The sequence below is a fragment of the Stenotrophomonas sp. YJH_SMC_94-11 genome, assembly GCF_059370435.1.
This window is the reverse complement of the sequence record NZ_JCAFTR010000001.1, coordinates 494,826-521,029: the sequence shown is the minus strand read 5'-3', so window position 1 is coordinate 521,029 and position 26,204 is coordinate 494,826. Positions and strand designations below refer to the sequence as shown.

Here is a 26,204-nt window from a genome sequence, read left to right as displayed (position 1 = left end):
ACTTGGCTCGGTCTGTCAGTAGAGCCACGCCATGCGTGGATGTGCCGACCAGGGTCGGCACCTACCAGACCTGCCGCATCGCCACCCGCAGATGCATTGGAAATCCCAGGGCGGCCTCTTCGGCCATCACCGCGCGCAGGCCCTCGCTCCACTGCGCCTCGGGCACGACCTCGAACCCTTCGCTGGCGTAGAAGGCTGCATTCCACGGCACATCGCTCAAGGTGGTCAGCACCGCTGCAGCAAAGCCAGTGGCCCTGGCCTGCGCCAAGGCATGCCGCAGCAATGCACGGCCATGGCCACGACGCGCGTGCGCTGGATCCACATCCATCTGCAGGACATGGAACTCGCCTGCCAGGTCGCCGGCCAGCAGGTAGCCGGCAACACCGCCGGCGGCGCCATCCACCACCCACAGCTGCCCACGCTCAAGGCCTTCCTGCAGCGTCGGCAGGTCCAGGCCGTGGCTGGCAAACACCGGATAGGCCTCGTGACCCCTCAGCAGTTCGCCGGCACGTTGTTCGATCGCCGGCAGCACACCCAGCTCATCGGTGCGCGGAACCCGTGGCTCAGGACTTCTTGACCGGGCGCTTCCAGCCATCGATGGTTTCCTGTCGTGCACGTGCCAGCGTCAGCTTGCCGTCCGGCGCGGTGCGGGTGATGACCGACCCGGCAGCGATGGTCGCGCCCTCGCCGATGGTGATCGGCGCCACCAGCGAGCTGTTGGAGCCGATGAAGGCGTTGTCGCCGATGGTGGTGGTCGACTTGTTCACGCCATCGTAGTTGCAGGTGATGGTTCCGGCACCGATGTTCACCCTGCTGCCGATCACCGCGTCACCCAGGTAGGTGAGATGGTTGGCCTTGCTGCCGACGCCGAGGGTGACCTTCTTGGTTTCGACGAAGTTGCCGACGTGTACGCCATCGGCCAGCACGGTACCCGGCCGCAAGCGTGCGAACGGGCCGATCTGCGCGGCACCTTCGGTCACCACGCCTTCCAGGTCGCAATGCGCGCGCACTTCGGTGCCGGGCCCCAGGTTGACGTCCTTCAGCCGGTTGAACGGGCCTACGGTAACGCCGTCACCGAGCACGACGTTGCCTTCAAGAACAACGTCGACATCGATCAGTACATCGCTGCCCACGGTGACGGTGCCACGGATATCCAGTCGTGCCGGGTCACGCACGCGCGCGCCCTGAGCGCACAGTGCACGCACCGCACGGCGCTGCCAGGCGCGCTCCAGCTGCGACAGCTGCCATGGATCATTCGCCCCCTCGGCCTCCTGTGCATCGGCGACCAGGGCCATCTCGGCCGGGGTGTACTCATGCGCGGCGAACGCGAACACATCGGTAAGGTAGTACTCGCCCTGCGCATTGCTGTTGGACAGCTGCGACAACCAGCGGCGCAGCGCGGTCGACTCTGCGGCGATGATGCCGGTGTTGATCGTGCGCACGCGCAGCTGGTCGTCGGTGGCGTCCTTCTGCTCGACGATGGAGCCCACCTTGCCCTCTGCATCGCGCAGCACCCGGCCGTACCCGGTCGGGTCATCGACATCGGCCACCAGCACTGCCAGCCGGCCCGGCTGCGCCAGCAGGTCGCGCAGGGTCTGCGCGCGGATCAGCGGCACATCGCCGTACAGCACCAGCACCTGCGCGGCATCGGGAACCTGCGGCATTGCCTGCGCCACTGCGTGGCCGGTACCGAGCTGCTGGACCTGTTCGGCCCACTGCAGGTCGGGCTGGCCGGCGAAGTACTGACGCACCGCCTCGCCACCATGGCCGTAAACCACGTGGATGGCCGCCGGCTGCAGCTCGCGGGCCGTATCGATCACGTGCGCCAGCATCGGCTGGCCGGCGATCGGCTGCAGCACCTTCGGCAGCACCGACTTCATGCGCTTGCCGGCGCCGGCGGCGAGGATGATGACGTGCAGGGCTTGGGTCATGGGAGCAGCAGTCCGTAGTTCGTTGCCGGTGATTCTAGAGCGTGGGCCGTTAACATGGGCATCCCTCCTCCTTCACCACGCCGATGAGCCTGCTCCGCCAGGGAAGCACCTACCTCGTGATCGGGCTCGTGCAGCTGCTGGTCGATTGGCTGGTGTTCGTGGTCGCCACCGCGCTGGGCATGCCGGTCGCGCCGGCCAACATCGCCGGTCGCCTGGCCGGCATGCTGCTGGGCTTCTGGCTCAACGGCCGCTACACCTTTGCCGAGGCCGGCACCCGCAAGCTGGGATGGAAGCGCTTTGCACGTTTCTTCGGGCTGTGGCTGCTGCTGACGGCGACGAGCACGCTGCTGGTCAGCCTGGTCGACCAGGCGCTGGGCCTGCAATTCACGTGGCTGGCCAAGCCGCTGGTGGAAGGCGGGCTGGCATGCGTGTCGTTCCTGTTGATGCGCTACGTGGTGTATCGCTGAGACGAGGCGGGAATCGGGATGCCGGATTGGGGGCGGGAACCGGAACGGTAGAGTCGACTGTCAGTCGACTGCTCTTCCGTGAGGTCGCGAAAATCCCGCGCTGCGCGCGGTAGTCGACTGACAGTCGACTCTACCCCGTCGGCTCTACCCAATCGGCCCTGCCCCGCCCCAAACAAAAACGCCGGCACAGGGCCGGCGTTCTCGTGGATGCAGCGCGAACCTCAGTGCTTGAGATTCTTGCGCAGGCGTTCCAGTGCCTGCAGCTGGACGACGGCTTCAGCCAGCTTCTGCTGGGCTTCGGCCACTTCCATCGCTTCGCCGCGGTTGGCCAGGATGCGTTCGGCTTCTTCCTTGGCCTTGCGGACCGAGGCTTCGTCGATGTCCTGCGCGCGGATCGCGGTGTCGGCCAGCACGGTCACCACCTGCGGCTGCACTTCCAGGATACCGCCGGAGATGGCGAAATCCAGCTGCTCGCCGTTCGGCGTGGTGACCACCACCTTGCCCGGCTTCAGGCGGGTGATCAGCGGGGCGTGCTTGGGCGCGATGCCCAGTTCACCCAGCTCACCGGTGGCCACGACCAGGGTCGCTTCGCCACGGAAGATTTCCTGCTCGGCGCTGACGATGTCGCAACGGATCGTGCTCATGCAAATCTCTTCGCTGTTCGCGGCGGCGCAATGCCACCGTGGGGGTCCACCGGCGCGGGCGGTTGCCCGGCGCCGGCGTCAGGTCGGGCAGGATCGCTCCCGCCCGTCCCGGATCAGGCCTTCTCGGCCATCTTCTTGGCCTTCTCGACCGCTTCTTCGATGCCGCCGACCATGTAGAACGCCTGCTCCGGCAGGTGGTCGTACTCGCCATCGACGATGGCCTTGAAGCCACGGATGGTGTCCTTCAGCGGCACGTACTTGCCCGGCGAACCGGTGAACACTTCGGCCACGTGGAACGGCTGGCTGAAGAAGCGCTCGATCTTACGGGCGCGCGACACGGCCTGCTTGTCCTCTTCGGACAGTTCGTCCATGCCCAGGATCGCGATGATGTCCTTCAGTTCCTTGTACTTCTGCAGGGTCTGCTGGACGCGCTGGGCGGTGTCGTAGTGCTCGTGGCCGATGACCAGCGGATCCATCTGGCGGCTGGTGGAGTCCAGCGGATCGACGGCCGGGTAGATACCCAGCGAGGCGATCGAACGCGACAGGGTGACGGTCGAGTCCAGGTGGGCGAAGGTGGTCGCCGGCGACGGGTCGGTCAGGTCGTCCGCGGGAACGTAGACGGCCTGGATCGAGGTGATCGAGCCGTTCTTGGTCGAGGTGATGCGCTCCTGCAGGACGCCCATTTCCTCGGCCAGGGTCGGCTGGTAACCCACCGCGGACGGCATACGGCCCAGCAGTGCCGACACTTCGGTACCGGCCAGGGTGTAGCGGTAGATGTTGTCGACGAACAACAGGACGTCCTTGCCCTTGCCGTTTTCGTCCTTCTCGTCGCGGAAGTACTCGGCCATGGTCAGGCCGGTCAGCGCGACGCGCAGGCGGTTGCCCGGCGGCTCGTTCATCTGGCCGTACACCATCGCCACCTTGTCCAGGACGTTGGAGTCCTTCATTTCGTGGTAGAAGTCGTTGCCCTCACGGGTACGCTCACCCACGCCGGCGAACACGGACAGGCCGCTGTGCGCCTTGGCGATGTTGTTGATCAGCTCCATCATGTTGACGGTCTTGCCGACGCCGGCGCCGCCGAACAGGCCGACCTTGCCGCCCTTGGCGAACGGGCACATCAGGTCGATGACCTTGATGCCGGTTTCCAGCAGCTCGGTGGCCGGGGACTGGTCTTCATACGACGGCGCAGCGCGGTGGATTTCCCAGTTGTCGCTGGCAGCGACCGGGCCGGCTTCGTCGATCGGACGACCCAGCACGTCCATGATGCGGCCCAGGGTGCCGGCGCCGACCGGCACCGAGATGCCGCGGCCGGTGTTGACGGCAACCAGGTTGCGCTTCAGGCCGTCGGTGGAACCGAGGGCGATGGTACGCACCACGCCGTCGCCCAGCTGCTGCTGGACTTCGAGGGTGATCTCGGTGTTTTCGACCTTCAGTGCGTCGTACACCTTCGGCACCGATTCACGCGGGAATTCGACGTCGACGACCGCGCCGATGATCTGAACGATCTTGCCCTGACTCATTGCTGCATCCTCTAATGTGTGCTTTGAACGAACGCGGTCAGACTGCTGCCGCGCCGCCGACGATTTCGGAGATTTCCTGGGTGATCGCTGCCTGGCGCGCCTTGTTGTAGACGAGCTGCAGGGTGCCGATCAGCTTGTTGGCGTTGTCGCTCGCCGCCTTCATCGCGACCATGCGTGCGGCATGCTCGGAGGCGACGTTTTCCAGCAGTGCCTGGTACACCAGCGACTCGATGTAACGCGTCATCACGTGCTCGAGCACGGTCGCGGCATCGGGTTCGTACAGGTAATCCCAGTCGTGGTGAGCGACCTGCTTCTCGGCTGGCGGCAGCGGCAGCAGCTGATCGAAGCTGGCCTTCTGCACCATGGTGTTCACGAAGCGGTTGTAGACCAGGTACACGCGGTCGATCTTGCCTTCGGTGAAGGCGTCGAGCATGACCTTGATCACACCGATCAGCGATTCCAGCTTCGGCACGTCGCCGATGTGGGTCACGCTGCCGACCATGTTGACCTTCACGCGGCGGAAGAAGGTCGAAGCCTTCTGGCCGATGGTCACCAGGTCCACTTCGGCACCCTTGTCCTGCCATGCCTTGGCTTCGCCCAGCATCTTGCGGAACAGGTTGTTGTTCAGGCCGCCGGCCAGGCCGCGATCGGAGGAGATCACGATGAAACCGACTCGCTTGACCTGCTCACGCTCGACCAGGAACGGATGCTGGTAGTCGGTGCTGGCCTGGGCCAGGTGACCGATCACCTGCTTCATCGCCTGCGCGTACGGACGCGAGGTCTTCATCCGATCCTGCGCCTTGCGGATCTTGGAGGCCGAGACCATTTCCAGGGCGCGCGTCACCTTGCGGGTGTTCTGCACGCTCTTGATCTTGGTTTTGATTTCGCGTCCGCTTGCCATCTCTTGTTTCCCGTGGCGCGGGGCTGATGCCCCGCGTTGTTCAACCGTTTGTCATCTGGTCCAGCGGAGCCTGGGGCTCCGCTCTACAGGACCGCGATTACCAGCTGCCGGTGGTCTTGAACTCGGCGATGCCCTTCTTGAAGGCACCTTCGATGTCGTTGTCCCAACCGCCGGTAGCGTTGACCTTGCTGATCAGCTCGCCCTGGGTATTGGCGAAGTGGGCGTGCAGGCCTTCTTCGAACGCCAGCAGCTTGTTGACCGGCACGTCATCGAGGTAGCCCTCGTTGACGGCGTAGATCGACAGCGCCTGGTTGGCGATCGACATGGGCGCGTACTGCTTCTGCTTCATCAGCTCGGTGACGCGCTGGCCACGCTCCAGCTGCTTGCGGGTCGCTTCGTCCAGGTCCGAGGCGAACTGCGCGAACGCAGCCAGCTCACGGTACTGGGCCAGCGAGATACGGATACCGCCCGACAGCTTCTTGATGATCTTGGTCTGGGCCGAGCCACCGACGCGCGACACCGAGATACCGGCGTTCACGGCCGGGCGGATGCCGGCGTTGAACAGGTCGGTTTCCAGGAAGATCTGGCCGTCGGTGATCGAGATCACGTTGGTCGGAACGAAGGCGGACACGTCGCCGGCCTGGGTTTCGATGATCGGCAGCGCGGTCAGCGAGCCGGTCTTGCCGGTGACCTTGCCTTCGGTGAACTTCTCGACGTATTCCTCGGACACGCGGGCAGCGCGTTCCAGCAGGCGCGAGTGCAGATAGAACACGTCACCCGGGTAGGCTTCGCGGCCCGGCGGACGCTTCAGCAGCAGGGAGATCTGGCGGTAGGCGACGGCCTGCTTGGACAGATCGTCGTACACGATCAGCGCGTCTTCGCCGCGGTCCATGAAGTACTCACCCATGGTGCAGCCCGAGTAGGCGCTGATGTACTGCATGGCAGCCGATTCGGAAGCGGTCGCGGCCACCACGATGGTGTGGGCCAGCGCGCCGTTCTCTTCCAGCTTGCGCACGATGTTGGCGATGGTCGACGCCTTCTGGCCGATCGCAACGTACACGCACTTGATGCCGGTGCCCTTCTGGTTGATCACCGCATCGATCGCCATGGCGGTCTTGCCGGTCTGGCGGTCACCGATGATCAGCTCGCGCTGGCCACGGCCGATCGGGATCATCGAGTCGACCGACTTGTAACCGGTCTGCACCGGCTGGTCGACCGACTTGCGCCAGATCACGCCCGGAGCAACGCGCTCCACCGGAGCGGTCAGGTCGGTGCCCAGCGGGCCCTTGCCGTCGATCGGCTCGCCCAGCGCGTTCACGACGCGGCCCAGCAGTTCCGGACCGACCGGCACTTCCAGGATGCGGCCGGTGGTCTTGGCGACGTCGCCTTCGCGCAGGTGCTCGTAGTCACCCAGGACCACGGCGCCGACCGAGTCGCGCTCCAGGTTCAGGGCCAGGGCGAAGGTGTTGTTCGGCAGTTCGATCATTTCGCCCTGCATCACGTCGGCCAGACCGAAGATGCGCACGATGCCGTCGGACACGCTGGTCACGGTGCCTTCGTTGCGCGATTCCGCGGCCAGCTTGACCTTCTCGATGCGGTTCTTGATCAGTTCGCTGATTTCGGAGGGGTTGAGCGTGGTTGCCATCGTCAAGTCCTAGTGCCGGCAGCGGGGCCGGACGTTAAATGAATTCAGTTAGCGAGCGCGGTCTGCAGACGGGCCAGCTTGCCCTTCAGCGAACCATCGATGACCACGTCGCCGGCGTCGATCACGGCGCCGCCGATCAGCGAAGCATCGACCGCAGTGGTCACGTCGACCTCGCGGTTGAAGCGCTTGCGCAGCGCGACCTTGATCGCGTCCAGCTCGCCGGCCGACAGCTCGGCAGCCGAGGTGACGGTGGCCTTGACCACGTGCTCGGCTTCGGCGCGCAGGGCGTCGAACATGCCGGAGATTTCCGGCAGCAGCGGCAGACGATGCGATTCGGCCAGGATGGCCAGGAAGCGCGAGTAGGTCTCGCCGTGGGACACCGGCGCCAGCAGGGCGACGGCGTCGTCACGACCCAGCTCCGGGTTGGCGAGCAGGGCCGCCACGCGCGGGTCGGCGGCGACGTGGGCGGAGAACGCCAGGGCGTCCGACCACGGCGCGAACGCGCCTTCGTCGCGCGCGGTCGCGAACGCGGCGCGGGCGTACGGGCGGGCAAGCGTGAGGGCCTGGCTCATCCTTAGATCTCCGAGGCCAGCTCGTCGAGCAGCGCCTTGTGGGCGTTGGCGTCGATTTCGCGCTTGAGCAGCTTTTCGGCACCGGTCACGGCCAGCGCGGACACCTGCTTGCGCAGATCTTCACGGGCACGGTTGGCGGCGGCGTCGATTTCAGCCTGGGCCAGTTCCTTCTGACGGGTGGCTTCGGTGATCGCTTCGTTGCGGGCAGCATCAACGATCTGGTTGGCACGCGCATGGGCCTGATCGATGATCTCGTTGGCCTTGGTGCGGGCTTCCTTCAGCGCTTCGTTGACCTTCTCCTGCGCCTGGGCCAGATCTTTCTGGCTGCGGTCGGCAGCAGCGAGGCCTTCAGCAATCTTCTGCTGGCGCTCTTCGATCGCGTTCATCAGCGGCGGCCAGATCTTGGTCGCGATGATCCAGATCAGACCAGCGAAGGCCAGCGCCTGCGCAAGAAGGGTGAAATTGATATTCATGGTTAGCTCGATCGCTGGTTTCGGGGTGGACGCGCCGCCGAAGCGGCACATCCGGCCTTCATCCGAAACCGGGTGCATCAGCACCCGGTCGTCTCAAACCGCTGTATCAGCCGGCCAGAGCCTTGGTGACGGCGCCAGCGAAGGCAGCCGACAGCGGGTTGGCGAAGGCCAGCAGCAGGCCAACGGCGACCGAGATGATGAACGCGGCGTCGATCAGGCCGGCGGTGATGAACATGCGGACCTGCAGGACCGGGATCAGTTCCGGCTGGCGGGCGGCCGACTCCAGGAACTTACCAGCCATGATGGCCAGACCCAGACCGGCGCCCAGCGCGGCCAGGCCGATCATGATGCCGACGGCAAGGGCGGTGGAGCTCTGAATCTGCGCGAAGTTGGTCAGGACGGCGAAGTACATGGTTATCTCCAGGAACTTAAGTTGCTAAGGGTGATGAAACGGATGAAGGTTGAAACGCGTTGAAGCTTGAAACTCAGTGAGCGTCTTCCGACAGGCTCAGGTACACGATCGACAGCATCATGAAGATGAAGGCCTGCAGCGGGATCACCAGCAGGTGGAACAGCATCCAGCCGAGGCCGAACACACCACCGGCAATGGCACCGAAGAAACCGGCACCACCCAGCACCCAGATCAGCAGGAACACGATTTCGCCGCCGAACATGTTGCCGAACAGTCGCATCGCCAGCGAGATCGGCTTGCTCAGCCACTCGACGATGTTGAGGATCAGGTTGAACGGCATCATCCACTTGCCGAACGGCGCCGTCAGGAATTCCTTGATGAAGCCGCCCAGGCCCTTCGACTTCAGTGCGAAGAACAGCATCAGGAAGAACACGCTGATGGCCATGCCCAGGGTGGCATTGACGTCAGCGGTCGGCACCGGCTTCCAGTAGTGCACGCCCGCCCATTCCAGCGGCTTGGCGATGAAATCGGCCGGGATCATCTTCAGCAGATTCATCAGCAGAATCCAGAAGAAGATGGTGATGGCGATCGGCGTGACCAGCTTGCTCTTGCCGTGGTAGGTGTCCTTGGCCTGGCGGTCGACGAACTCCAGGCAGATCTCGACGAAGGCCTGCCACTTGCCCGGCACGCCGGCGGTGGCCTTGCGGGTGCCCAGCCAGAACGCGACAACGATCACCAGGCCCATCAGGACCGCGGTGAGGAAGGTATCGACGTGGATATGCCAGAACATACCCTCACCCTTGCCGACCGGCGCGGTCAGGTTGTGCAGGTGATGCTGGATGTAGCTGGTAGGGGTTAGAGCCTCGCCCGCCATGTGTCCGGAACCTTCAGTTAATTGAATTCTGTCAACGCCTGGCCATCGCCAGGACCTGGAACATCAAGCCGACGGCGATACCGGCCAACAGCGCCAATGCAGGCAGCTTGAAGACCAGGAACCCCACCAGCAGGACGCCGAAAACCACGACCCACTTGGCCACGATCGCAATGATCAGGCGAGCCATCGCCGATCCTGCGGCCACCGCCCCCCCCCCCAGCGCCATCCTTGCCGCCACCCAGCCACCGGCCGAAATGGCCACACCGGACGCCAGCGCGCCGAGGGCATATTTCGGACCGACCAGCAGGAAGGCCAGGGCCAGGACAGCGACCGCGGCCAGCGGGTAGACCGCGGCGCGCAGCATCAGTCGCCGACCCGCATCAACGGAGTTCAGCACAGGACGTCCCGCGTGGTTGCAAGTGGAAGGCTGAGGCGGCTACAGCAGGGGGCCTCATCGAGCCGCCAAATTATAGCAATGGGACAATTTGCGAGACAACCGCTGCCTGTTCATCCCGGGAAGCCGCAAGTTGCGGTAACGGTTACATTTTTGCGTACCACCCGGGGGACAATGACGTCCGCATGATGCTGCACCGCAGTATTGAACTTTGGTCGCAGGCGAGGAACTTTCGCCGGATGCGCGGGTCCGATCTTTCGACCTGCCTGCAGCATCCTCGTCGGCTCCACCCCGCAGGTCCCACGATGGCCCCGAAGCCCGTCTCCGGGGCCATCTTTTTGCATCGTCGCGACAGCACTGAACCGTGCACATGCCGTGGACCATACGTTCACGGATGGTGGACGGGCCTGTCCGGCACAGTGGTCTTCATTCTGATGAACCACTGCAAGGACTCTTCGATGCGCCCCGTACCCACCCTGCTCGCTCTCTCCCTGATCGCCGCCGGCGCCTCGTTCGCCACCGCTGCCCACGCCGCCGAAGGCGACGACCGCTTTGCCCTGCGCCTGGGTGCGATGAACATCGACTCGGACAACACGCTCCGCGGCAAGACCAATGTCGCCGGGCAGGACATCGGCTTTTCCGAGGACTTCAAGCTGGGTGGCAAGGAGTGGGAGCCGCGCATTGACGGCATGTTCCGCATCAGCAACCGCCAACGCCTGCTGTTCAACTATTTCAAGTACGACAAGGACCGCCGCGAGACCCTCGGCCAGGACATCTCCTTCGGTGACGTCAACGTGCCGTCCGGCAGCTTCGTCAAGGGCGAACTGAAGTACCAGGTGGCCAGCCTGGTCTATGACTACTCGGTGGTGGACACCGATACGTTCGACCTCGGCCTGCAGCTGGGTGCCGAGTACGCCAAGGTCAGCACCAAGGCCTACGCCGACCTCGGCACCGTGTACGAAGGCCAGTTCCTCAACGAGAAGACCGACGGCGTGGCGCCGGTGGTCGGTGCGCGATTGAGCTTCACCCCGTCCGAGAAGTGGATGATCACCCTGCAGGGCCAGTACCTCAACACGCGCTGGGGCAGCTTCGATGACTACAAGGGCGATCTGAGCCGCGCCAACGCCATCGTCGATTACCGCTTCACCAAGAACTTCGGTGTGTTCGCCGGCTACGACTGGTTCAAGCTCGATGCGGACAAGAAGGGCAGCGACGGCACCATCGGCCTGAAGCAGGAGTTCAAGGGCCCGGTGGCCGGCGTCAGCTTCGTGTTCTGACACCCGCCCCTTCCACGGCACTCTCTCTCCTGGCGCGGCCTCCGGAACATCGGGGCCGCGCTTTTTTGATTGCACGGTCAAGCAGAAGCGGGTTGGTCGAGCGCGGGGGGAGAGGGGCTTGCGTGCGAATGTCCCCCGGCGCCGGACTGCGGCCGTCACCTCCTCCTTTACTTCGCACGCAAGCCCCTCTCCCCCCGCGTGTCAGGCATCCGGGCGGCTTTGGCACTGGCTCTTACTACCCGCAAGCCGAGCCGCAGCGCGGGTGGCAGGCGTTTGGACAAAGTAAAGGAGGAGGCGACCGCCGCAGGCGGACGACGGGGGACATTTGTCCAGACGCCGGCCACCTGCGCTGCGGCCCAGACCTTCGCGGTGACAGTTGCCGTAGACGCAGGCGTGGTCGAGCGCTGGAGGGAGCGGGGGCTGGCTGCGAATGTCCCCCGGCGCCGGCCTGCAGCCGTCACCTCCTCCTTTACTTCGCACCCAGCCCCCGCTCCCTCCGCGTGTCAGGCATCCAGGCGGCCCAGGCAGTGGCTCTCGACTACCCGCAAGCCGAGCCGCTGCGTGGGTGGCCGGCGTCTGGACAAAGTAAAGGAGGAGGCGACCGCCGCAGGCGGACGACGGGGGACATTTGTCCAGACGCCGGCCACCCGCGCAGCGGCCCGAACGCTCGCAATGAGAGTGATCGAAGCTCAACAAAAAACCCCGGCAGATGCCGGGGCTTTTCGTTCGGAACGGCGCGGGCGCCTTACTTCTTCTTCGGCATGTACAGATCGGTGATCGTGCCGTCGTAGATTTCCGAGGCCATCGCCACCGATTCGCTCAGCGTCGGGTGCGCATGGATGGTGTGGCCGATGTCTTCGGCTTCGGCACCCATCTCGATGGCCAGGCCGATCTCGGCCAGCAGGTCACCGGCATGCACGCCGACGATCGCGCCGCCGATGATGCGGTGGGTCTCCTCATCGAAGATCAGCTTGGTGAAGCCCTCGGTGCGACCGATGCCGATCGCGCGGCCGCTGGCGGCCCACGGGAACTTGGCCACGCCGACCTTCAGGCCCTTGGCCTTGGCTTCGGTCTCGGTCACGCCCACCCAGGCGATTTCCGGGTTGGTGTAGGCCACCGACGGAATCACGCGGGCCACCCACTCCTTCTTGTGACCAGCGGCCACTTCGGCGGCCAGCTTGCCTTCGTGGGTGGCCTTGTGGGCCAGCATCGGGTTGCCGACGATGTCGCCGATGGCAAAGATGTGCGGCACGTTGGTGCGCATCTGGCGATCAACCGGGATGAAGCCACGCTCGGTGACCTGCACACCGGCCTTCTCGGCATCGATCTTCTTGCCGTTCGGCGAACGCCCGACGGCCACCAGAACACGGTCGAAAGTGCCCTGCGCCAGCGCCGGTGCCTGGCCTTCCTCGGCCGCCTCGAAGGTCACGGTGATGCCCTTGGCATCGGCGGTGACGCCCGAGGCCTTGGTCTTCAGGTGCACTTCGATGCCCTGCTTCTTCAGGCGGTCGGCCAGCGGCTTGACCAGGTCCTTGTCGGCGCCCGGCATCAGCTGGTCCATGAACTCGACCACGGTGACCTTGCTGCCCAGTGCGCTGTACACAGTGGCCATTTCCAGGCCGATGATGCCGCCGCCGACGACCAGCAGCGAGCCCGGCACTTCGGCCAGCTCCAGCGCGTCGGTGGAATCCATCACGCGCTTGTCGTCCCACGGGAAGTTCGGCAGCTTCACCGCCTGCGAACCAGCGGCAATGATGCACTTCTGGAAGCGCAGCAGCTGGGTGCTGCCGTCTGCGGCGGTGATCTCCAGTTCGTTGGCCGAGAGGAACCTGCCGACGCCCTGCACGTTGCGGACCTTGCGCTGCTTGGCCATGCCGGCCAGGCCCTTGGTCAGCTGGTTGACGACCTTTTCCTTGTACTGGCGCAGCTTGTCCAGGGTGATGGTCGGATTGCCGAACTCGACGCCGAAATCGCCGGCGTGGGCCACTTCGTCGATCACCGCGGCAGCGTGCAGCAGCGCCTTGGACGGAATGCAACCGACGTTGAGGCAGACGCCGCCGAGGCTGGCGTAGCGCTCGACCAGCACCGTATCCAGGCCGACGTCGGCGGCGCGGAAGGCGGCGGTGTAGCCGCCCGGGCCGGAGCCCAGCACGACCATTTCGCATTCGATGTCGGCCGGCTTGCCACTGGACAGCGCCGGCTTCGGTGCCACCGGCTCGGCCGGGGCGCGGTGCGAGGGGGTCACCGGCGGCTTGCTGGCCGGAGCGGCCGGAGCCGGAGCCGGCGCAGCGACCTTGGCCGGGGCTTCGGCGGCGCCTTCAGCGTCCAGCACCACGACCACGGCGCCTTCGGACAGGGTGTCGCCCAGCTTGACCTTGATTTCCTTGACCACGCCGGCCGCCGAGGACGGCACTTCCAGGGTGGCCTTGTCCGATTCCAGGGTCACCAGACCCTGATCCTTCTTCACCGTGTCGCCGACGGCGACCAACACTTCGATCACCGGCACATCGCTGTAATCGCCGATGTCGGGAACCTTGACTTCAATCGTGGCCATGGTGGGTTTTCCTCGTGCCCGACCGGCATGGCCGGTGGGCTGTCACTGCATCTGTTCACGCGGCCGCGCCAGGGGCTGCGGCCGCACGGTGGGGGCGAAGCGGTGCTTTACAGCAGCACGCGGCGCATGTCGGCCAGCACCTGCGACAGGTACGTGGTGAAGCGTGCGGCCAGGGCGCCGTCGATGACGCGGTGGTCGTAGCTCAGCGACAGCGGCAGCATCAACTTCGGCGCGAACTCCTTGCCATTCCAGACCGGCTGGATGGAGGACTTGGACACGCCCAGGATGGCCACTTCCGGTGCATTGACGATCGGAGTGAACGCGGTGCCGCCAATGCCGCCCAGCGAGCTGATCGAGAAGCAGCCGCCGCTCATGTCGGCCGGGCCCAGCTTGCCGTCGCGCGCCTTCTTGGCCAGCTCGCCGGTTTCCTGCGCGATCTGCACCACGCCCTTCTTGTCCACGTCGCGGATAACCGGCACGACCAGGCCGTTCGGCGTATCGGCGGCAAAGCCGATGTGGAAGTACTTCTTCAGGGTCAGGTTCTCACCGCTGGCGTCGAGCGAGGCGTTGAATTCCGGGAACTTCTTCAGCGCCGCGGCGCTGGCCTTGATCAGGAAAGCAAGCATGGTCAGCTTGATGCCGGCCTTCTCGTTTTCCTTGTTCAGCGCCACGCGCAGGCCTTCCAGGTCGGTGATGTCGGCCTGTTCGAACTGGGTGACGTGCGGGATCATCGCCCAGTTGCGGGCCAGGTTCGCGCCGGAGATCTTCTTGATGCGCGACAGCGGCTGGACTTCGGTCTCGCCGAACTTGCTGAAGTCGACCTTCGGCCACGGCAGCAGGTTCAGGCCACCACCGGCGGCGACGGCGCCACCGGCAGCTGCTGGCACACCACCACTGAGTGCGGCCTTGACGAACTTCTGCACGTCAGCCTTGGTGATGCGGCCGCCCTTCTCGGTGCCGTTGATCTGCAGCAGGTCCACGCCCAGCTCGCGGGCGAACACGCGCACCGCCGGGGTGGCGTACGGCACCTTGGCCGGCAGCACGCCATCGGCGTTGAACTGCACCGGCGGGCTGGACGGGGTGCCGGCCGAAGCGATCTCGCGCGCCGCCAGCTTGTCCGGCTGTGCCGGCACAGCGACCGGCTCGACCTTGGTGGCGGTCTCGGCGGCAGCCGGAGCAGCGGCAGCCGCCGCCTTGGTCGGTGCCGGCGCGGCAGCGCCTTCGGCTTCAATGATGGCAACCACGTCGCCCTGCGACAGGTTGTCGCCCACCTTGACCTTGATCTCCTTGACCACACCGGCCACTGACGACGGCACCTCCATCGTGGCCTTGTCGCTTTCCAGCGTGACCAGGCCCTGGTCCTTCTTGACCGTGTCGCCGACGGCGACCAGCACTTCGATGACCGGGATGCCGGCGTAGTCGCCGATGTCCGGCACCAGCGCTTCCACTGCGCCACCGCTGGCGGCCGGAGTGGCCGGAGCGGCCGCCGCAGCGGCGGCCGGGGCCGGCGCGCTCTGGGTGGCGGCAGCCGGGGCAGCGGACTTGGCCGGTGCCGGTGCGGCGGCGGCCGGCGCGGCGGCTTCGCCTTCGGCCACTTCGATCAGCGCCACGACCTTGCCTTCGGACAGGCTGTCGCCCACCTTGACCTTCAGTTCCTTGACCACGCCTGCCACCGAGGACGGCACTTCCATCGTCGCCTTGTCGCTTTCCAGCGTCACCAGGCCCTGGTCCTTCTTGACCGTGTCGCCGACGGCGACAAGCACCTCGATTACCGGGATATCGCTGTAGTCACCGATATCGGGGACAAGTGCTTCCTTGATTTCGGCCATGGGGATAACTCCGGCAATCTGGTGTAGGGAAACGTCTATTGTGCGGCCAGCGGGGTCCAGCGCCAACCGTTACAGGTGTTTTCAGTACGCACGCAGCCGGGACAGGCTGTTGCCCACGGGTCCCGGCCGCGACCAGTCGGTAGCGTATTGTCCGGACGATGTCCGCTTCATGTCGCCAGTGCGTCTGCAACCGGCTGCCAGGCCTGGCGCAGGCGCGGCAACGACCACGCCGCATTGGCCGGGCTGGTCGAGGGCAATGCAACCACCTGTGGCGGGGCCTCCAGCAGCTGCGGCAGCACCCAGCGCTGGAACGCCTGCCATGATGCAGCGCCATTGCAGCCGATCAGCTTCAGCTCAGGCAACGTGGCGATCAGTTCCGGCAGTGCATTGGCCACTTCCGTGCCACGCACGATGTCCGCGTCCAGGCTGCCTCGGCGCTCGCAGCGACCGATCACATCCCACAGACCGATGCCCGCGGCATTCAATGCCTGCAGCCGCGCGGCGTAGGCCAGATCCGCGTCGAAACCACAGATGTCGGCCATCAGCGGCCAGAAGCGGTTGCGCGGATGGGCGTAATAGCGTTGCTCCTGCAGGGACGCCACGCCCGGCATCGAGCCCAGCAGCAGCACCCTGCACTCCACGTTCACCTGCGCTTGCAGGCCAATGCACAACGTTGCTGTGCTCACATCTTCTCCAACTGCATGAATGTCCCCGAGCGCCAGAAACCCCATGAATACAGGCGTTCCGTACCCGTCGCTGAACAAGGAAAACTATTTTTTAACGTGCGTCGGATTCGATTCATGTTGGGGCGACTACGGTGTGCTCGCCCCGCAACCGGGGGCCCAAAACAAGAAACATTAGGAGATACCCCCATGCGCTCCATCCGTATCCTGAGTCTCGCCCTGCTGACCTCCGCCGCCTTCGCGCCGGCCGCTTTCGCCCAGGACAGCAGCAGCACCGACACCGCGTCGGGCAAGCATTTTGCCGTTGTTGGCGGCATCTCGCTGCTGGAACCGAAGAACGACCCGATCTCCGGCGTGAAGAAGACCGATGGTGGCCCGGCGCCGACCGTCAGCTTCAGCTACTACATCAACGACAACTGGGCCGTTGAACTGTGGGGCGCCGCTGACAAGTTCGACAACAAGTTCAAGGGCCCGAACAATGCCCGCCTGGGCTCGGTCGAGCAGCAGCCGGTCGCGCTGAGCGGCCAGTACCACTTCGGCCAGGCTGACAACGTGTTCCGTCCGTTCGTGGGCGTCGGCTACTACCAGTCGAGCTTCAGCAACGAGAAGCTGGGCAACGGCGCTGACACCGACATCCGCTTCAAGGATGCCAAGGGCGTGATCGGCACCGTCGGCGTCGACATGAACATCAACTCCACCTGGTTCGCCCGTGCTGACGCCCGCTACATGCGCGCCCGCCCGGACATCAAGGTTGGCGGCGAGAAGATCGGCGAAGCCAAGATGGATCCGTGGACCGTCGGCTTCGGCATCGGCGCCCGCTTCTGATCCAGGCTGCACCTGCTTCACTGATGCAACGCGACGGGCCCTTCGGGGCCCGTCGTCGTTTCCGTCACCGGCGTTCTGTAGAGTCGGGCCCATGCTCGACTGCCTTTTTGTAGAGTCGAGCCAAGCCCCCTATCCCGAGTCGAGCGGCGGGCTCCGCGCGCATTGCGATGCGTTACGTTCAATGGCGCCCACAGTCAATGGTGGCGCGGCTCGGCTACAGACACAGGACGCGGAGACACGATGGACGACGTCGACCTGCTGGTGATCGGTGGCGGCATCAACGGTGCCGGCATCGCCCGTGACGCCAGCGGCCGCGGCCTGCGCGTGCTGCTGTGCGAGCAGCACGACCTTGCCGCGCATACCTCCAGCGCCAGCAGCAAGCTGATCCACGGCGGCCTGCGCTACCTGGAACAGGGCGAGCTCGGGCTGGTGCGCAAGGCGCTGGGCGAACGCGAGGTGGTACGCCGGCAGGCGCCCCATCTGGTCCATCCATTGCGCTTTGTGCTGCCGTGGGAACCCCATCTGCGCCCACGCTGGATGCTACGCGCGGGACTGTGGCTGTATGACCACCTGGGCCGTCGCAGCCCGGCATTTCCCGCCTCGCGCGCCCTGGACCTTCAGCGCGATCCGCTCGGCCCCTGGCTTTCCCCGGATCTGCGGCAGGCCTTCAGCTACGCCGACGCGCAGGTCGATGACGCGCGACTGGTGCTGCTCAACGCCCTGGATGCCGCGCAGCGGGGCGCACAGGTGCGTGTGCGCAGCCGCTGCATCGACCTGCAGCCCTTGCCGGGCCGGTGGCAGGCGGTGCTGGAATCCGCTGATGGCCAGCAGCAGGTGACCGCGCGCGCCGTCGCCAATGCGGCAGGGCCGTGGGCCGGCGGCCTGCTGGAACGGATGGAGGCACGCAGTGGCGGCCCCGCGCTGCGGCTGGTACAAGGCAGCCACATCGTCCTGCGCCGGCCCTGGCCCGATGACAGCGCGTGCCTGCTGCAGCAACCCGATGGACGCGTGGTGTTCCTGTTGCCCTTCGCCCACGACCACCTGCTGGTTGGCACCACCGACACCGACTATCGCGGCGACCCGGCGCGCTGCAGCGTGCTGCCTTCAGAGGTGGCGTACCTGTGCGAAGCGGCCAACCGCTACCTGCATGAACCCATCGCGCCGGAAGATGTGGTCTGGCAGTTCGCCGGTGTCCGCCCGCTGCTGGCTGATCCCGATCCGCGCGCGGCAAGACTCAGCCGCGATTACCGCCTGCAGCTGCAGGTGGACCCGGCACCGGCGCTGCATGTGCTGGGCGGCAAGCTGACCACCTACCGGGTGCTGGCCGAGGAAGCGCTGGAGCTGCTGCGGCCCGCCCTGCCGCAGATGGGAGCGGCGTGGACAGCACACGGGGACCCGCTGCCAGGCAGCGACTGGGGCGACGCCGCGCAGGCGGGCGCGCATCTGCAGGTATCGGCACCCTGGTTGCCCGCAGGTATCGCGCGACGCTGGGCCGGGGCCTATGGCAGTCGAAGCGCGGAACTGCTGCAGGGTATACGGGGCCTGCACGATCTTGGCGAGGCGTTTGGCGGCGGCCTGCATGCCCGGGAAGTGGCCTTTCTACGCGAGCATGAGTGGGCGCGCACTGCCGAGGACGTGCTGTGGCGAAGGAGCAAGCTGGGGTTGCGGCTGGACGCTGCGCAGGTGACACGGCTGCAGGCGTGGATCGAACACTCCACTCTGTAGAGCCGAGCCATGCTCGGCTGCGTTGTGCAAATGCAGCCGAGCATGGCTCGGCTCTACAGAGAGAAAGGTAAGTTACCCTGACTGCTCTACCGGAGACGCTGCATGACGCCCCGCTACGTGCTGGCCATCGACCAGGGCACCACCAGTTCGCGCGCGATCCTGTTCGACCGTGCCGGCGACATCATCGGCAGCGCGCAGCGCGAGTTCGCGCAGATCTTCCCGCAACCCGGCTGGGTCGAGCATGACCCGCGCGAGATCCTCACCAGCGTCTATGCCACGCTGACCGAACTGCTCAGTCGCGGGCAGATCGACCCGCGCCATATCGCCGCACTGGGCATCACCAACCAGCGCGAGACCACCGTGGTCTGGGACCGTGCCACCGGCCAGCCGATCCACAACGCCATCGTCTGGCAATCGCGGCAGAGCCACGCCATCTGTGAACGACTGAAGTCCGAAGGCCATGAAGCGCTGATCCGCGAGCGGACCGGCCTGCTGATCGATGCCTATTTCTCTGCGACCAAGGTGCGCTGGATCCTCGACCACGTGGAAGGTGCGCAGCAGCGCGCCGAACGTGGCGAGCTGCTGTTTGGCACCATCGACACCTGGTTGGTGTGGAACCTCAGCGGTGGCCAGGCGCATGTGACCGACTACAGCAACGCGGCGCGCACGCTGTTGTTCAACATCCACACGCTGGACTGGGATGACGATCTGCTGGCCCTGCTCGACATCCCGCGCGCGATGCTGCCGCAGGTGCGCGACTCCAGTGCGGTGTACGCACACACCCGGCCGCAGTTCTTCTTCGACCACCCGATCCCGATCGCCGGCATCGCCGGTGACCAGCAGGCGGCACTGTTCGGCCAGGCCTGTTTCCAGCCGGGCATGGTCAAGAACACCTATGGCACCGGTTGCTTCATGTTGATGCATACCGGTGCGCAGGCGGTGCGGTCGCGCAACGGCCTGCTGACCACCATTGCCTGGGGCCTGGACGGGCGCGTGGAGTATGCGCTGGAAGGGTCGATCTTCATCGCCGGCTCGGTGGTGCAGTGGCTGCGCGACGGACTGCGCATGATCGAACGCGCCAGCGACAGCCAGGCACTGGCCGCGCAGGTGCCCGACAGTGGCGGTGCCTACCTGGTGCCGGCGTTTGTCGGCCTGGGTGCGCCCTATTGGCGCAGTGATGTGCGCGGTGCGATGTTTGGCTTGACCCGTGGCACGGGCAAGGCGCATTTCGTGCGCGCCGCGCTGGAAGCGATGGCCTACCAGACGCGCGACGTGCTCGATGCCATGCAGTCCGATGCGGGCATCGCACTGACCGAGCTGCGCGCTGATGGCGGTGCGATCGGCAACGACTTCCTGGCCGGCTTCCAGGCAGACATCCTCGGAGTGCCGCTGCTGCGGCCGCGGTTGACCGAAACCACCGCGCTCGGTGCGGCCTATCTGGCCGGCCTGGCCGTCGGGTTCTGGTCAAGCCGCGAACAGATCGCTGCACAGTGGGGCCTGGACCGGCGCTTCGAGCCACAGATGGAGGTGTCGCGGCGCGAGAAGCTGTATGCGGGATGGCAGCAGGCAGTTGCCGCCACCCTCGCCTTCCACGTCGATTGAAACTGCAATGCCCTGCCCTGCTGCGGCACGTGGAGTGACACGGAAGAGCCGAGCGATGCTCGGCTGCCGTTGGTGAAATGCCGGAAACAGCAGAGCCGAGCGTGGGCTCGGCTCTACAGGGCAGGCAGTGTCGACCAAGGTCGACACCCACCATTCAAATCAACAGATCAGCCGCAATCAGAACGCCGGCAGCACCGCGCCCTTGTACTTGCTCTCGATGAAGGCCTTCACCTGCGGGCTGGTCAGGGCCTTGGCCAGCTTCTGCACACGGGCGTCGTCCTTGTTGTCCGGGCGCGCGACCAGGAAGTTCACGTACGGCGAATCCTTGCTCTCGATCGCCAGCGCATCCTTGGTCGGGTTGAGGCCGGCGTCCAGCGCATAGTTGGTGTTGATCAGGGCCAGATCGACCTGGTCCAGCACGCGCGGCAGCATCGCCGAGTCCAGCTCGCGGAACTTCAGGTTCTTCGGGTTGGCGGTGATGTCACGCTGGGTCGACAGCGCGTTGGCCGGGTCCTTCAGCTCGATCACGCCGGCCTTGTGCAGCAGGATCAGCGCGCGGCTGTTGTTGCTCGGATCGTTCGGGATCACCACGTCGGCACCGTCGCGCAGCTCGGCCAGCGACTTGACCTTGCGCGAGTACGCACCGAACGGCTCGATGTGCACGCCGATCACCCTCACCAGGTCGGTCTTGCGGTCGCGGTTGTAGGCATCCAGGTACGGCTCGGTCTGGAAGTAGTTGGCGTCCACCTGCTTCTGCACCAGCTGGTCGTTGGGCTGCACGTAGTCGTTGAATACGCGCACGTCCAGGTCCACGCCTTCCTGCTTGAGGATCGGCTTGACCACCTCGAGGATCTCGGCATGCGGCACGGCCGTGGCGGCCACCACCAGCTTCTGCGAGGGCTCGCCGGACTTGCCGCAGGCGGTCAGGGCCAGCGCAGCGGCGAGCAGGGACAGCAACAGGGTCTTCTTCATGGGGGACGGGGTTCTCGGGGGGAGTGTCAGGATTTTTCGTAGTTGCTCAGGGCCAGCTCAAGCAGCGCCTTGGCCTGCTCGCGCAGCATGATCGGCTCGATGATCTCGGCATCCGAACCATAGTGCAGCACGTCCATCAGCAACTCTCGCGAGACGCTGTACGGCACCTTCAGTTCGTAGCGGCCATCGGCCAGGAAACGACCCTGCTGCTTGGAATGCCAGTGCTCGTCGGCCACCCAGCGCGCAGCCTTGGCGCTGAACAGGATGGTCGCCCAGCCCTTCGGCGCACCCGAAAAAATGCCATAGCTGGCGCCGAGCTGCTCGTCCAGCTCGCTGTCGGCGACATCGCGGGCGGCACTGTCGATTACCCGTGCCTTGTGGATGCGGTCCACCGCGAAACTGCGCAGCGCCTCGCGGTCATGGTCCCAGGCATCCAGGTACCAGTTGTCGCGATAATGGGTCAGGCGCTGCGGCGAGACGGTGCGCTTGGTCGGCTCGTCGGTGGAGCGGGCGCGGTACTCGAACGCCAGCTGACGGCGCTCCAGCACCGCCGAGGCCACGCTGCGGAAGCTGCCTTCATCGAACTTGCGGCCACGGTGCGGAATCACCCGCACGCGGTCGACCGGCCAGCTGGAGACACCGGCCTGGGCTGCCAACAGGCTCTCGATGCGCTGCTGCAGCGGGGCCAGCACCGACGACAACACGCCGCCGCCGGTACGCGCCAGCAGGTGCTGCGAGGCCAGCAGGGCATGCAGCTCCTCCGAGCTGAGCCACAGGCCGGGCAGCTCGAAGCGATCGCTCTCGTCGGCCTGGTAGCGGAAGCCGGCCTCGCCGTCGCCCTCGATCGGTGCCATCAGCGCATCGCGCAGGAAGGCCAGGTCGCGGTAGACGGTGGCACGGGAACAACCGAGCTTGTCCTGCAGGGTCGCCACCGTCACCGGATAGCGCGCGGACTTGAGCAGACGATGCAGGGCGGTGATGCGTTCGTATCGGTCCATACCCCCGATTATGTCCGAGTCGCGGGTCTTGTGTGGGACGTTTGGGCTATCGTGGTCGCCCCCACCCCATGGAATGCCCGATGCGCCGGTTGCCTGCCCTGTCCCTGCTGGCCTGCCTGCTGCTGGCCGCCTGCGATCGCGCGCCGGCGCCGGCGGGCACCGAGGCCCCGGTACCCGCCGCCGATCCGGCACAGGCGGTGCTGGGCGCCAGCCAGCGTTTCGCCGCCCTGCGCAGCTTCCACGCCGAACTGGAAGTGCTGGGCGCGCCGCAGCGGGTACGCAGCGCCATGGACTTCGTTGCACCCGACCGTTTCCGGGTGGAGACCCCGGCCGGGCCGCAGACCATCATCGGCGACACCCTGTTCCTGCAGGCCGACGGTGCGATCCGCCAGGTGCCGGCCCCGCCCGGCCTGCTCGAGCAGTGGCGCAACCCGCTGCCGGCCGACGCCCTGCCCGCCGACCTGAAGGCCGAAGATCTCGGCAGCCAGGCGCTGGACGGGGTCGAGACCCGTCACTACCGGCTGCGCGGCAACCAGCCCGGCGAACGCCTGGAGTACTGGGTGGATGCCCAGGGCCTGCCACGCCAGATCGTGCGCAGCGGCAGCAGCAATGGCCGCAGCTTCCAGCTGCGCCTTCGCTATTCGCGCTTCAACGACCCCGCATTGCGTGTGGATCTGCCCTGAATAGGCGATCGCGGCAACGTTCGCTGAAGCACGCTTTGGATCGATTCGGACCGCCATCACGCTTCCAGTATCATCACCGGCTGTTAACCGTTCCGGAGAAGCCTCGATGTCCCTGCGCGTGTCCCTGCTGATCCCCCTGCTGCTGTGTGCGCCGCTCGCATACGCGCAGGATGCCTCCGAACTGGCGGCGATGTCCTCGCCGTGGAGTGGCAGCGGCGGCGAGCTCGGCTTTGCCTCGGCACGCGGCAACAGCAGCACCGAGAGCTTCAACGGCCGCCTGCGCCTGCGCTACACCGACGGCGACTGGGTGCACAGCATGGACCTGTTCGGCCTGCGCTCCAGCTCCAAGGTGACCGAGACCAACGACGACGGCACCACCACCCGCCGCAGCAACACCACCGCCAACCGCTACACCGGCAGTGCGGGCAGCGCGCTGCAGCTGGGCGAGCACCGCCAGCTGACCGCCACGGTGCGTACCGAGCGCGACGACTTCGCCACCTACGACCGCCAGAGCTCGTTCGGTCTGGGCTACGGCACCCGCCTGTGGAACACCGAGCGCTTCTCGTTCGACGCGCAGATCGGCCCCGGCGTGCGCCGTACGCACAGCACCGAGGATGACCGCACCCGTACCGGCATGATCGGCCGTGGCCTGTTCGACCTGAAGTACTCGCTGACCGACAACACCGACCTGGTGAACACGCTGCTGGTCGAGTCCGGTTCGTACAACACCTTCGGCCAGAACGACTTCGGTGTCTCGGTGAGCATGAACGAGCACCTGGCGCTGAAGGCCGGCTGGCAGGCGCGTTACAACAGCGACGTCGCTGTCGACAAGCGCAAGACCGATACGCTGACCACGATGAACGTGGTCTACAAGTTCAAATAAGCAGAACGGGTGCCCAGGGCGCCCGTTCTTCATTTCGGTAGTGCCGGCCGCTGGCCGGCAACAGCGTTCAATCGGCGGCATGAGGTTGCCGGCCAGCGCCCGGCACTACCTGCGGTGCCTCAGACGTTCAGCAGTTCGCCAGCACCAGCGTCCAGCAGCAGCATCGCCACCCGCTGGCCCAGCGCTTCCGGATCACGGGCCGGGCCCACCGCTTCGGCACGCACGGCGCGGCCATCACTGGCGCTGCCGACCAGGCCCTGCAGGTGCAGGTCGTCGCCCTGCCACTGCGCGATCGCCGCCACCGGCACGTGGCAGCTGCCATGCAGCGCGCGGTTCATGGCCCGCTCGGCTTCCACGCAGGCGCGCGTGGCGGCGTCATCAAGCGTGGCGAACAGCGCCATCAGGCGCGTGTTGCCTCCGTCGCACTCTACCGCCACCGCGCCCTGCGCCGGCGCCGGCAACCACTGCGGCGGTTGCAGGCGCGCGACGATGCGCTCGCCCAGGCCCAGGCGCTCGAGGCCGGCCACCGCCAGCACGATGGCGTCGTAGCCACCGTTGTCGAGCTTGGCCAGGCGGGTGTTGACGTTGCCACGCAGGTCCAGCAGCTCCAGGTCCGGGCGCAGCGCGCGCAGCTGGGCCTGGCGGCGCAGCGACGAGGTGCCGACCCGCGCGCCGATCGGCAGCGCGTCCAGCGAGGCGTACAGGTTGGAGACGAAACCATCGGCCGGGTCGTGCCGGGTCAGCATCGCCGGCAGCGCGAAGGGCGCGTCCAGTTCCATCGGCACATCCTTCAGCGAGTGCACGGCGCAGTCGGCCTCACCCCGCAGCATGGCCAGCTCCAGTTCCTTCAGGAACAGGCCCTTGCCACCGATGGCGGCCAGCGAGCGGTCCAGCACCTCGTCACCGCGGGTGCTCATCGGCACCAGTTCCACGTGCAGGCCGGGGTGGGCCTGGCGCAGGCGGTCGGCGACGTGTTCGCTCTGCCAGAGGGCGAGCGGGCTCTTGCGGGTAGCGATGCGGACAGTTTCCATACGGTCATTATCGCGCCTTCGGCGCGGATACGGCCAACGGCGGAGCCCCTCGTGGCTGGCTGGGGGGCGTGAAAGCAACAGCCGTGCTTGGCCGGGCGGGATGGACTGCGCAGGGGCCGCTGCAAGTACGTCCATGTAAGCTCGGTCGCGGCATCCATGCCGCGGTCACCCCCGCGATCCCACCCCACCCGGCCTTTGACAGGTTCCGTGTGCGCCAGCCACGGAAGATCAAAAAAAAAGAGTGCAGAAACAAAGGCAACAGCCGGCGGCTTCCGGGGTCAGATCCCTTTTCCGCAGGAAAAGGGATCTGACCCCTCTTCCCCCCTCGATAACAACAATGCCTTTGCCGTCCGTCACCGGGAAATTCGCGAGGGTGAGGCGGGATGGGCGGGCGGGACCGTTGGCGCCATGGATGGCGCCATCGAGCCCCCATGGATGGGTTTACGGCGTGTCCCGCCCGCCCATCCCGCCTCACCCAACACGCAACAACACAGAGCCGACAACCCGCTGTTGCTGTTGCTGTTGCTGTTGCTGTTGATTTCACAGCAGTCGCGGCCGCAGGCCGCGCGGAACTCTCACAAGTGCCGCAGTTCCTGCTTCAGCGTCGCCACGCACCGGCGGCTGACTTCCAGCGGCTGCTTGCCATGCCGCAACACCGCCTGCACCTGCCCGCCCGAGCCCCGACGCAGCTCCACCAGCTCGTGGCGCGCCACCAGGCAGTTGCGATGGATGCGGATGAAACGGCTGGCGAACTCCTCTTCCAGCGACTTCAGCGATTCCTCGATCAGGTCCTCGCCGCGCGCGTGGTGCACCACCACGTACTTCTCCTCGGCCTGCAGGTAGTGGATATCGTCCAGCGGAATCAGGCGCAGGCTGCCGCGCAGGCGTGCGCACAGCACGCTGCGTGCCTGCTGCCCGCTGTGCTCCTGCGGCCGGCCATCGCGGCCGGCCAGGAACGTGCGCGCACGTGCGATCGCCGCCGCCAACCGTTCGGCACGCACTGGCTTCATCAGGTAGTCGATCGCTGCGGCCTCGAACGCCGACAGCGCATGCGCATCGTAGGCGGTGCAGAACACCACCGCTGGCCGGGGTTCGAAGCTGGCCAGGTGGCGGGCCGCTTCCAGGCCATCCAGCCCGGGCATCGCGATATCCAGCAGGACCAGGTCCGGCTGCAGCTCCGCGCACGCGTGCAGGGCCTGCTCACCGTTGCCGGCCTCGGCCACCACGTCCACGCCGTCCTGTGCCGCCAACAGGCTGCGCAGGCGCTCGCGCGCCAGCGGTTCGTCGTCGGCGATGACTACCCTCACGA

25 protein-coding genes are annotated in these 26,204 nt (G+C 66.1%); 7 read left to right on the top strand and 18 right to left on the bottom strand.

All coding sequences use genetic code 11. The features are described from left to right. Positions 1 to 61 precede the first annotated feature (61 nt). Both AC5P74_RS02380 and glmU read right to left on the bottom strand, forming a co-directional pair. Positions 62 to 595 (bottom strand): GNAT family N-acetyltransferase, encoded by a 534-nt coding sequence (locus AC5P74_RS02380; RefSeq protein WP_053497585.1) that lies wholly within the window; start codon positions 593 to 595, stop codon positions 62 to 64. Continuing rightward, complete coding sequence (glmU, locus tag AC5P74_RS02375) at positions 564 to 1,931, bottom strand: bifunctional UDP-N-acetylglucosamine diphosphorylase/glucosamine-1-phosphate N-acetyltransferase GlmU (RefSeq protein ID WP_065186211.1); 1,368 nt, start codon at positions 1,929 to 1,931, stop codon at positions 564 to 566. Before glmU ends, AC5P74_RS02380 begins: the two co-directional genes overlap by 32 nt. Before the next feature lie 83 nt (positions 1,932 to 2,014). On the opposite strand from glmU, the gene AC5P74_RS02370 reads away from it, so the two are divergent. Further along, positions 2,015 to 2,398 (top strand): GtrA family protein, encoded by a 384-nt coding sequence (locus tag AC5P74_RS02370; RefSeq protein WP_005419508.1) that lies wholly within the window; start codon positions 2,015 to 2,017, stop codon positions 2,396 to 2,398. Positions 2,399 to 2,619: 221 nt separating this feature from the next. Here AC5P74_RS02370 and AC5P74_RS02365 read toward each other — a convergent pair whose 3' ends face one another. The 9 genes from AC5P74_RS02365 to AC5P74_RS02325 all read right to left on the bottom strand — a co-directional run bounded on the left by AC5P74_RS02365 (position 2,620) and on the right by AC5P74_RS02325 (position 9,836). Next, complete coding sequence (locus AC5P74_RS02365) at positions 2,620 to 3,042, bottom strand: F0F1 ATP synthase subunit epsilon (protein WP_005419509.1); 423 nt, start codon at positions 3,040 to 3,042, stop codon at positions 2,620 to 2,622. 113 nt (positions 3,043 to 3,155) lie between these two features. After that, a complete protein-coding gene (gene atpD, locus AC5P74_RS02360; protein WP_005419510.1) occupies positions 3,156 to 4,562 on the bottom strand; it encodes a F0F1 ATP synthase subunit beta in 1,407 nt (468 codons plus the stop codon). A gap of 37 nt (positions 4,563 to 4,599) precedes the next feature. After that, positions 4,600 to 5,463 (bottom strand): F0F1 ATP synthase subunit gamma, encoded by an 864-nt coding sequence (atpG, locus tag AC5P74_RS02355; RefSeq protein WP_005411129.1) that lies wholly within the window; start codon positions 5,461 to 5,463, stop codon positions 4,600 to 4,602. Between the two features lie 97 nt (positions 5,464 to 5,560). Continuing rightward, complete coding sequence (atpA, locus tag AC5P74_RS02350; RefSeq protein ID WP_005419511.1) at positions 5,561 to 7,108, bottom strand: F0F1 ATP synthase subunit alpha; 1,548 nt, start codon at positions 7,106 to 7,108, stop codon at positions 5,561 to 5,563. Positions 7,109 to 7,152: 44 nt separating this feature from the next. Next, positions 7,153 to 7,680 (bottom strand): F0F1 ATP synthase subunit delta, encoded by a 528-nt coding sequence (locus AC5P74_RS02345; RefSeq protein ID WP_005411131.1) that lies wholly within the window; start codon positions 7,678 to 7,680, stop codon positions 7,153 to 7,155. Positions 7,681 to 7,682: 2 nt separating this feature from the next. Beyond that, the gene (locus AC5P74_RS02340) at positions 7,683 to 8,153 is read right to left on the bottom strand and encodes a F0F1 ATP synthase subunit B (protein ID WP_005419512.1); all 471 of its coding nucleotides are present in this window, start codon (positions 8,151 to 8,153) and stop codon (positions 7,683 to 7,685) included. Between the two features lie 106 nt (positions 8,154 to 8,259). Then, positions 8,260 to 8,565, bottom strand: a complete 306-nt coding sequence (gene atpE / locus AC5P74_RS02335; protein ID WP_005411133.1) for a F0F1 ATP synthase subunit C — start codon at positions 8,563 to 8,565, stop codon at positions 8,260 to 8,262. Between the two features lie 73 nt (positions 8,566 to 8,638). Continuing rightward, entirely contained in the window at positions 8,639 to 9,439 is an 801-nt protein-coding gene (gene atpB / locus AC5P74_RS02330; protein WP_005411134.1) for a F0F1 ATP synthase subunit A, read from the bottom strand. Between the two features lie 31 nt (positions 9,440 to 9,470). Then, complete coding sequence (locus tag AC5P74_RS02325; RefSeq protein ID WP_014648497.1) at positions 9,471 to 9,836, bottom strand: hypothetical protein; 366 nt, start codon at positions 9,834 to 9,836, stop codon at positions 9,471 to 9,473. Positions 9,837 to 10,291: 455 nt separating this feature from the next. Between AC5P74_RS02325 and AC5P74_RS02320 the strand changes: the two genes are divergently transcribed. Beyond that, on the top strand, positions 10,292 to 11,110 hold the full coding sequence (locus AC5P74_RS02320) for a hypothetical protein (RefSeq protein WP_046984971.1): 819 nt from the start codon (positions 10,292 to 10,294) through the stop codon (positions 11,108 to 11,110). A 745-nt stretch (positions 11,111 to 11,855) separates the two neighbouring features. On the opposite strand, the gene lpdA is transcribed toward AC5P74_RS02320, so the two are convergent. From lpdA to AC5P74_RS02305, 3 genes are all read right to left on the bottom strand, one after another. Beyond that, entirely contained in the window at positions 11,856 to 13,664 is a 1,809-nt protein-coding gene (lpdA, locus tag AC5P74_RS02315) for a dihydrolipoyl dehydrogenase (protein ID WP_346607533.1), read from the bottom strand. A 107-nt stretch (positions 13,665 to 13,771) separates the two neighbouring features. Next, positions 13,772 to 15,493, bottom strand: coding sequence for a dihydrolipoyllysine-residue acetyltransferase (gene aceF, locus AC5P74_RS02310; RefSeq protein ID WP_197598647.1), 1,722 nt, complete (start codon positions 15,491 to 15,493; stop codon positions 13,772 to 13,774). Positions 15,494 to 15,660: 167 nt separating this feature from the next. Next, positions 15,661 to 16,179 (bottom strand): DNA-deoxyinosine glycosylase, encoded by a 519-nt coding sequence (locus tag AC5P74_RS02305; RefSeq protein WP_346607534.1) that lies wholly within the window; start codon positions 16,177 to 16,179, stop codon positions 15,661 to 15,663. A 186-nt stretch (positions 16,180 to 16,365) separates the two neighbouring features. On the opposite strand from AC5P74_RS02305, the gene AC5P74_RS02300 reads away from it, so the two are divergent. From AC5P74_RS02300 to glpK, 3 genes are all read left to right on the top strand, one after another. Next, positions 16,366 to 17,001 (top strand): OmpW/AlkL family protein, encoded by a 636-nt coding sequence (locus AC5P74_RS02300; RefSeq protein WP_005419535.1) that lies wholly within the window; start codon positions 16,366 to 16,368, stop codon positions 16,999 to 17,001. Positions 17,002 to 17,241: 240 nt separating this feature from the next. Then, positions 17,242 to 18,726, top strand: a complete 1,485-nt coding sequence (gene glpD, locus AC5P74_RS02295; RefSeq protein WP_346607535.1) for a glycerol-3-phosphate dehydrogenase — start codon at positions 17,242 to 17,244, stop codon at positions 18,724 to 18,726. Between the two features lie 102 nt (positions 18,727 to 18,828). Next, a complete protein-coding gene (gene glpK / locus AC5P74_RS02290) occupies positions 18,829 to 20,328 on the top strand; it encodes a glycerol kinase GlpK (RefSeq protein ID WP_171958247.1) in 1,500 nt (499 codons plus the stop codon). A 177-nt stretch (positions 20,329 to 20,505) separates the two neighbouring features. Here the strand turns inward: glpK and AC5P74_RS02285 are convergent, their stop codons facing one another. Both AC5P74_RS02285 and AC5P74_RS02280 read right to left on the bottom strand, forming a co-directional pair. Further along, a complete protein-coding gene (locus tag AC5P74_RS02285) occupies positions 20,506 to 21,300 on the bottom strand; it encodes a MetQ/NlpA family ABC transporter substrate-binding protein (protein WP_495204782.1) in 795 nt (264 codons plus the stop codon). A 26-nt stretch (positions 21,301 to 21,326) separates the two neighbouring features. Beyond that, positions 21,327 to 22,298: a helix-turn-helix transcriptional regulator gene (locus tag AC5P74_RS02280; protein ID WP_005419539.1), complete on the bottom strand. Its 972-nt coding sequence runs from the start codon at positions 22,296 to 22,298 to the stop codon at positions 21,327 to 21,329. A gap of 80 nt (positions 22,299 to 22,378) precedes the next feature. Between AC5P74_RS02280 and AC5P74_RS02275 the strand changes: the two genes are divergently transcribed. Then, entirely contained in the window at positions 22,379 to 22,981 is a 603-nt protein-coding gene (locus AC5P74_RS02275) for a LolA-like protein (protein ID WP_069139700.1), read from the top strand. A gap of 106 nt (positions 22,982 to 23,087) precedes the next feature. After that, on the top strand, positions 23,088 to 23,864 hold the full coding sequence (locus AC5P74_RS02270; protein WP_049413237.1) for a DUF481 domain-containing protein: 777 nt from the start codon (positions 23,088 to 23,090) through the stop codon (positions 23,862 to 23,864). Between the two features lie 119 nt (positions 23,865 to 23,983). Here AC5P74_RS02270 and hemC read toward each other — a convergent pair whose 3' ends face one another. Together hemC and AC5P74_RS02260 are read right to left on the bottom strand one after the other, a co-directional pair. Beyond that, positions 23,984 to 24,895, bottom strand: coding sequence for a hydroxymethylbilane synthase (hemC, locus tag AC5P74_RS02265; protein ID WP_206620679.1), 912 nt, complete (start codon positions 24,893 to 24,895; stop codon positions 23,984 to 23,986). A gap of 575 nt (positions 24,896 to 25,470) precedes the next feature. Continuing rightward, entirely contained in the window at positions 25,471 to 26,202 is a 732-nt protein-coding gene (locus tag AC5P74_RS02260) for a LytR/AlgR family response regulator transcription factor (RefSeq protein ID WP_053497027.1), read from the bottom strand. Positions 26,203 to 26,204 lie beyond the last annotated feature (2 nt).

Excerpts from the sequence above, each read along its gene's own strand:
- AC5P74_RS02380 (WP_053497585.1), bottom strand. The coding sequence starts at position 595 with ATGGCTGGAAGCGCCCGGTCAAGAAGTCCTGAGCCACGGGTTCCGCGC.
- glmU (WP_065186211.1), bottom strand. The coding sequence starts at position 1,931 with ATGACCCAAGCCCTGCACGTCATCATCCTCGCCGCCGGCGCCGGCAAG.
- AC5P74_RS02370 (WP_005419508.1), top strand. The coding sequence starts at position 2,015 with ATGAGCCTGCTCCGCCAGGGAAGCACCTACCTCGTGATCGGGCTCGTG.
- AC5P74_RS02365 (WP_005419509.1), bottom strand. The coding sequence starts at position 3,042 with ATGAGCACGATCCGTTGCGACATCGTCAGCGCCGAGCAGGAAATCTTC.
- atpD (WP_005419510.1), bottom strand. The coding sequence starts at position 4,562 with ATGAGTCAGGGCAAGATCGTTCAGATCATCGGCGCGGTCGTCGACGTC.
- atpG (WP_005411129.1), bottom strand. The coding sequence starts at position 5,463 with ATGGCAAGCGGACGCGAAATCAAAACCAAGATCAAGAGCGTGCAGAAC.
- atpA (WP_005419511.1), bottom strand. The coding sequence starts at position 7,108 with ATGGCAACCACGCTCAACCCCTCCGAAATCAGCGAACTGATCAAGAAC.
- AC5P74_RS02345 (WP_005411131.1), bottom strand. The coding sequence starts at position 7,680 with ATGAGCCAGGCCCTCACGCTTGCCCGCCCGTACGCCCGCGCCGCGTTC.
- AC5P74_RS02340 (WP_005419512.1), bottom strand. The coding sequence starts at position 8,153 with ATGAATATCAATTTCACCCTTCTTGCGCAGGCGCTGGCCTTCGCTGGT.
- atpE (WP_005411133.1), bottom strand. The coding sequence starts at position 8,565 with ATGTACTTCGCCGTCCTGACCAACTTCGCGCAGATTCAGAGCTCCACC.
- atpB (WP_005411134.1), bottom strand. The coding sequence starts at position 9,439 with ATGGCGGGCGAGGCTCTAACCCCTACCAGCTACATCCAGCATCACCTG.
- AC5P74_RS02320 (WP_046984971.1), top strand. The coding sequence starts at position 10,292 with ATGCGCCCCGTACCCACCCTGCTCGCTCTCTCCCTGATCGCCGCCGGC.
- lpdA (WP_346607533.1), bottom strand. The coding sequence starts at position 13,664 with ATGGCCACGATTGAAGTCAAGGTTCCCGACATCGGCGATTACAGCGAT.
- aceF (WP_197598647.1), bottom strand. The coding sequence starts at position 15,493 with ATGGCCGAAATCAAGGAAGCACTTGTCCCCGATATCGGTGACTACAGC.
- AC5P74_RS02300 (WP_005419535.1), top strand. The coding sequence starts at position 16,366 with ATGCGCTCCATCCGTATCCTGAGTCTCGCCCTGCTGACCTCCGCCGCC.
- glpD (WP_346607535.1), top strand. The coding sequence starts at position 17,242 with ATGGACGACGTCGACCTGCTGGTGATCGGTGGCGGCATCAACGGTGCC.
- glpK (WP_171958247.1), top strand. The coding sequence starts at position 18,829 with ATGACGCCCCGCTACGTGCTGGCCATCGACCAGGGCACCACCAGTTCG.
- AC5P74_RS02285 (WP_495204782.1), bottom strand. The coding sequence starts at position 21,300 with ATGAAGAAGACCCTGTTGCTGTCCCTGCTCGCCGCTGCGCTGGCCCTG.
- AC5P74_RS02280 (WP_005419539.1), bottom strand. The coding sequence starts at position 22,298 with ATGGACCGATACGAACGCATCACCGCCCTGCATCGTCTGCTCAAGTCC.
- AC5P74_RS02275 (WP_069139700.1), top strand. The coding sequence starts at position 22,379 with ATGCGCCGGTTGCCTGCCCTGTCCCTGCTGGCCTGCCTGCTGCTGGCC.
- AC5P74_RS02270 (WP_049413237.1), top strand. The coding sequence starts at position 23,088 with ATGTCCCTGCGCGTGTCCCTGCTGATCCCCCTGCTGCTGTGTGCGCCG.
- hemC (WP_206620679.1), bottom strand. The coding sequence starts at position 24,895 with ATGGAAACTGTCCGCATCGCTACCCGCAAGAGCCCGCTCGCCCTCTGG.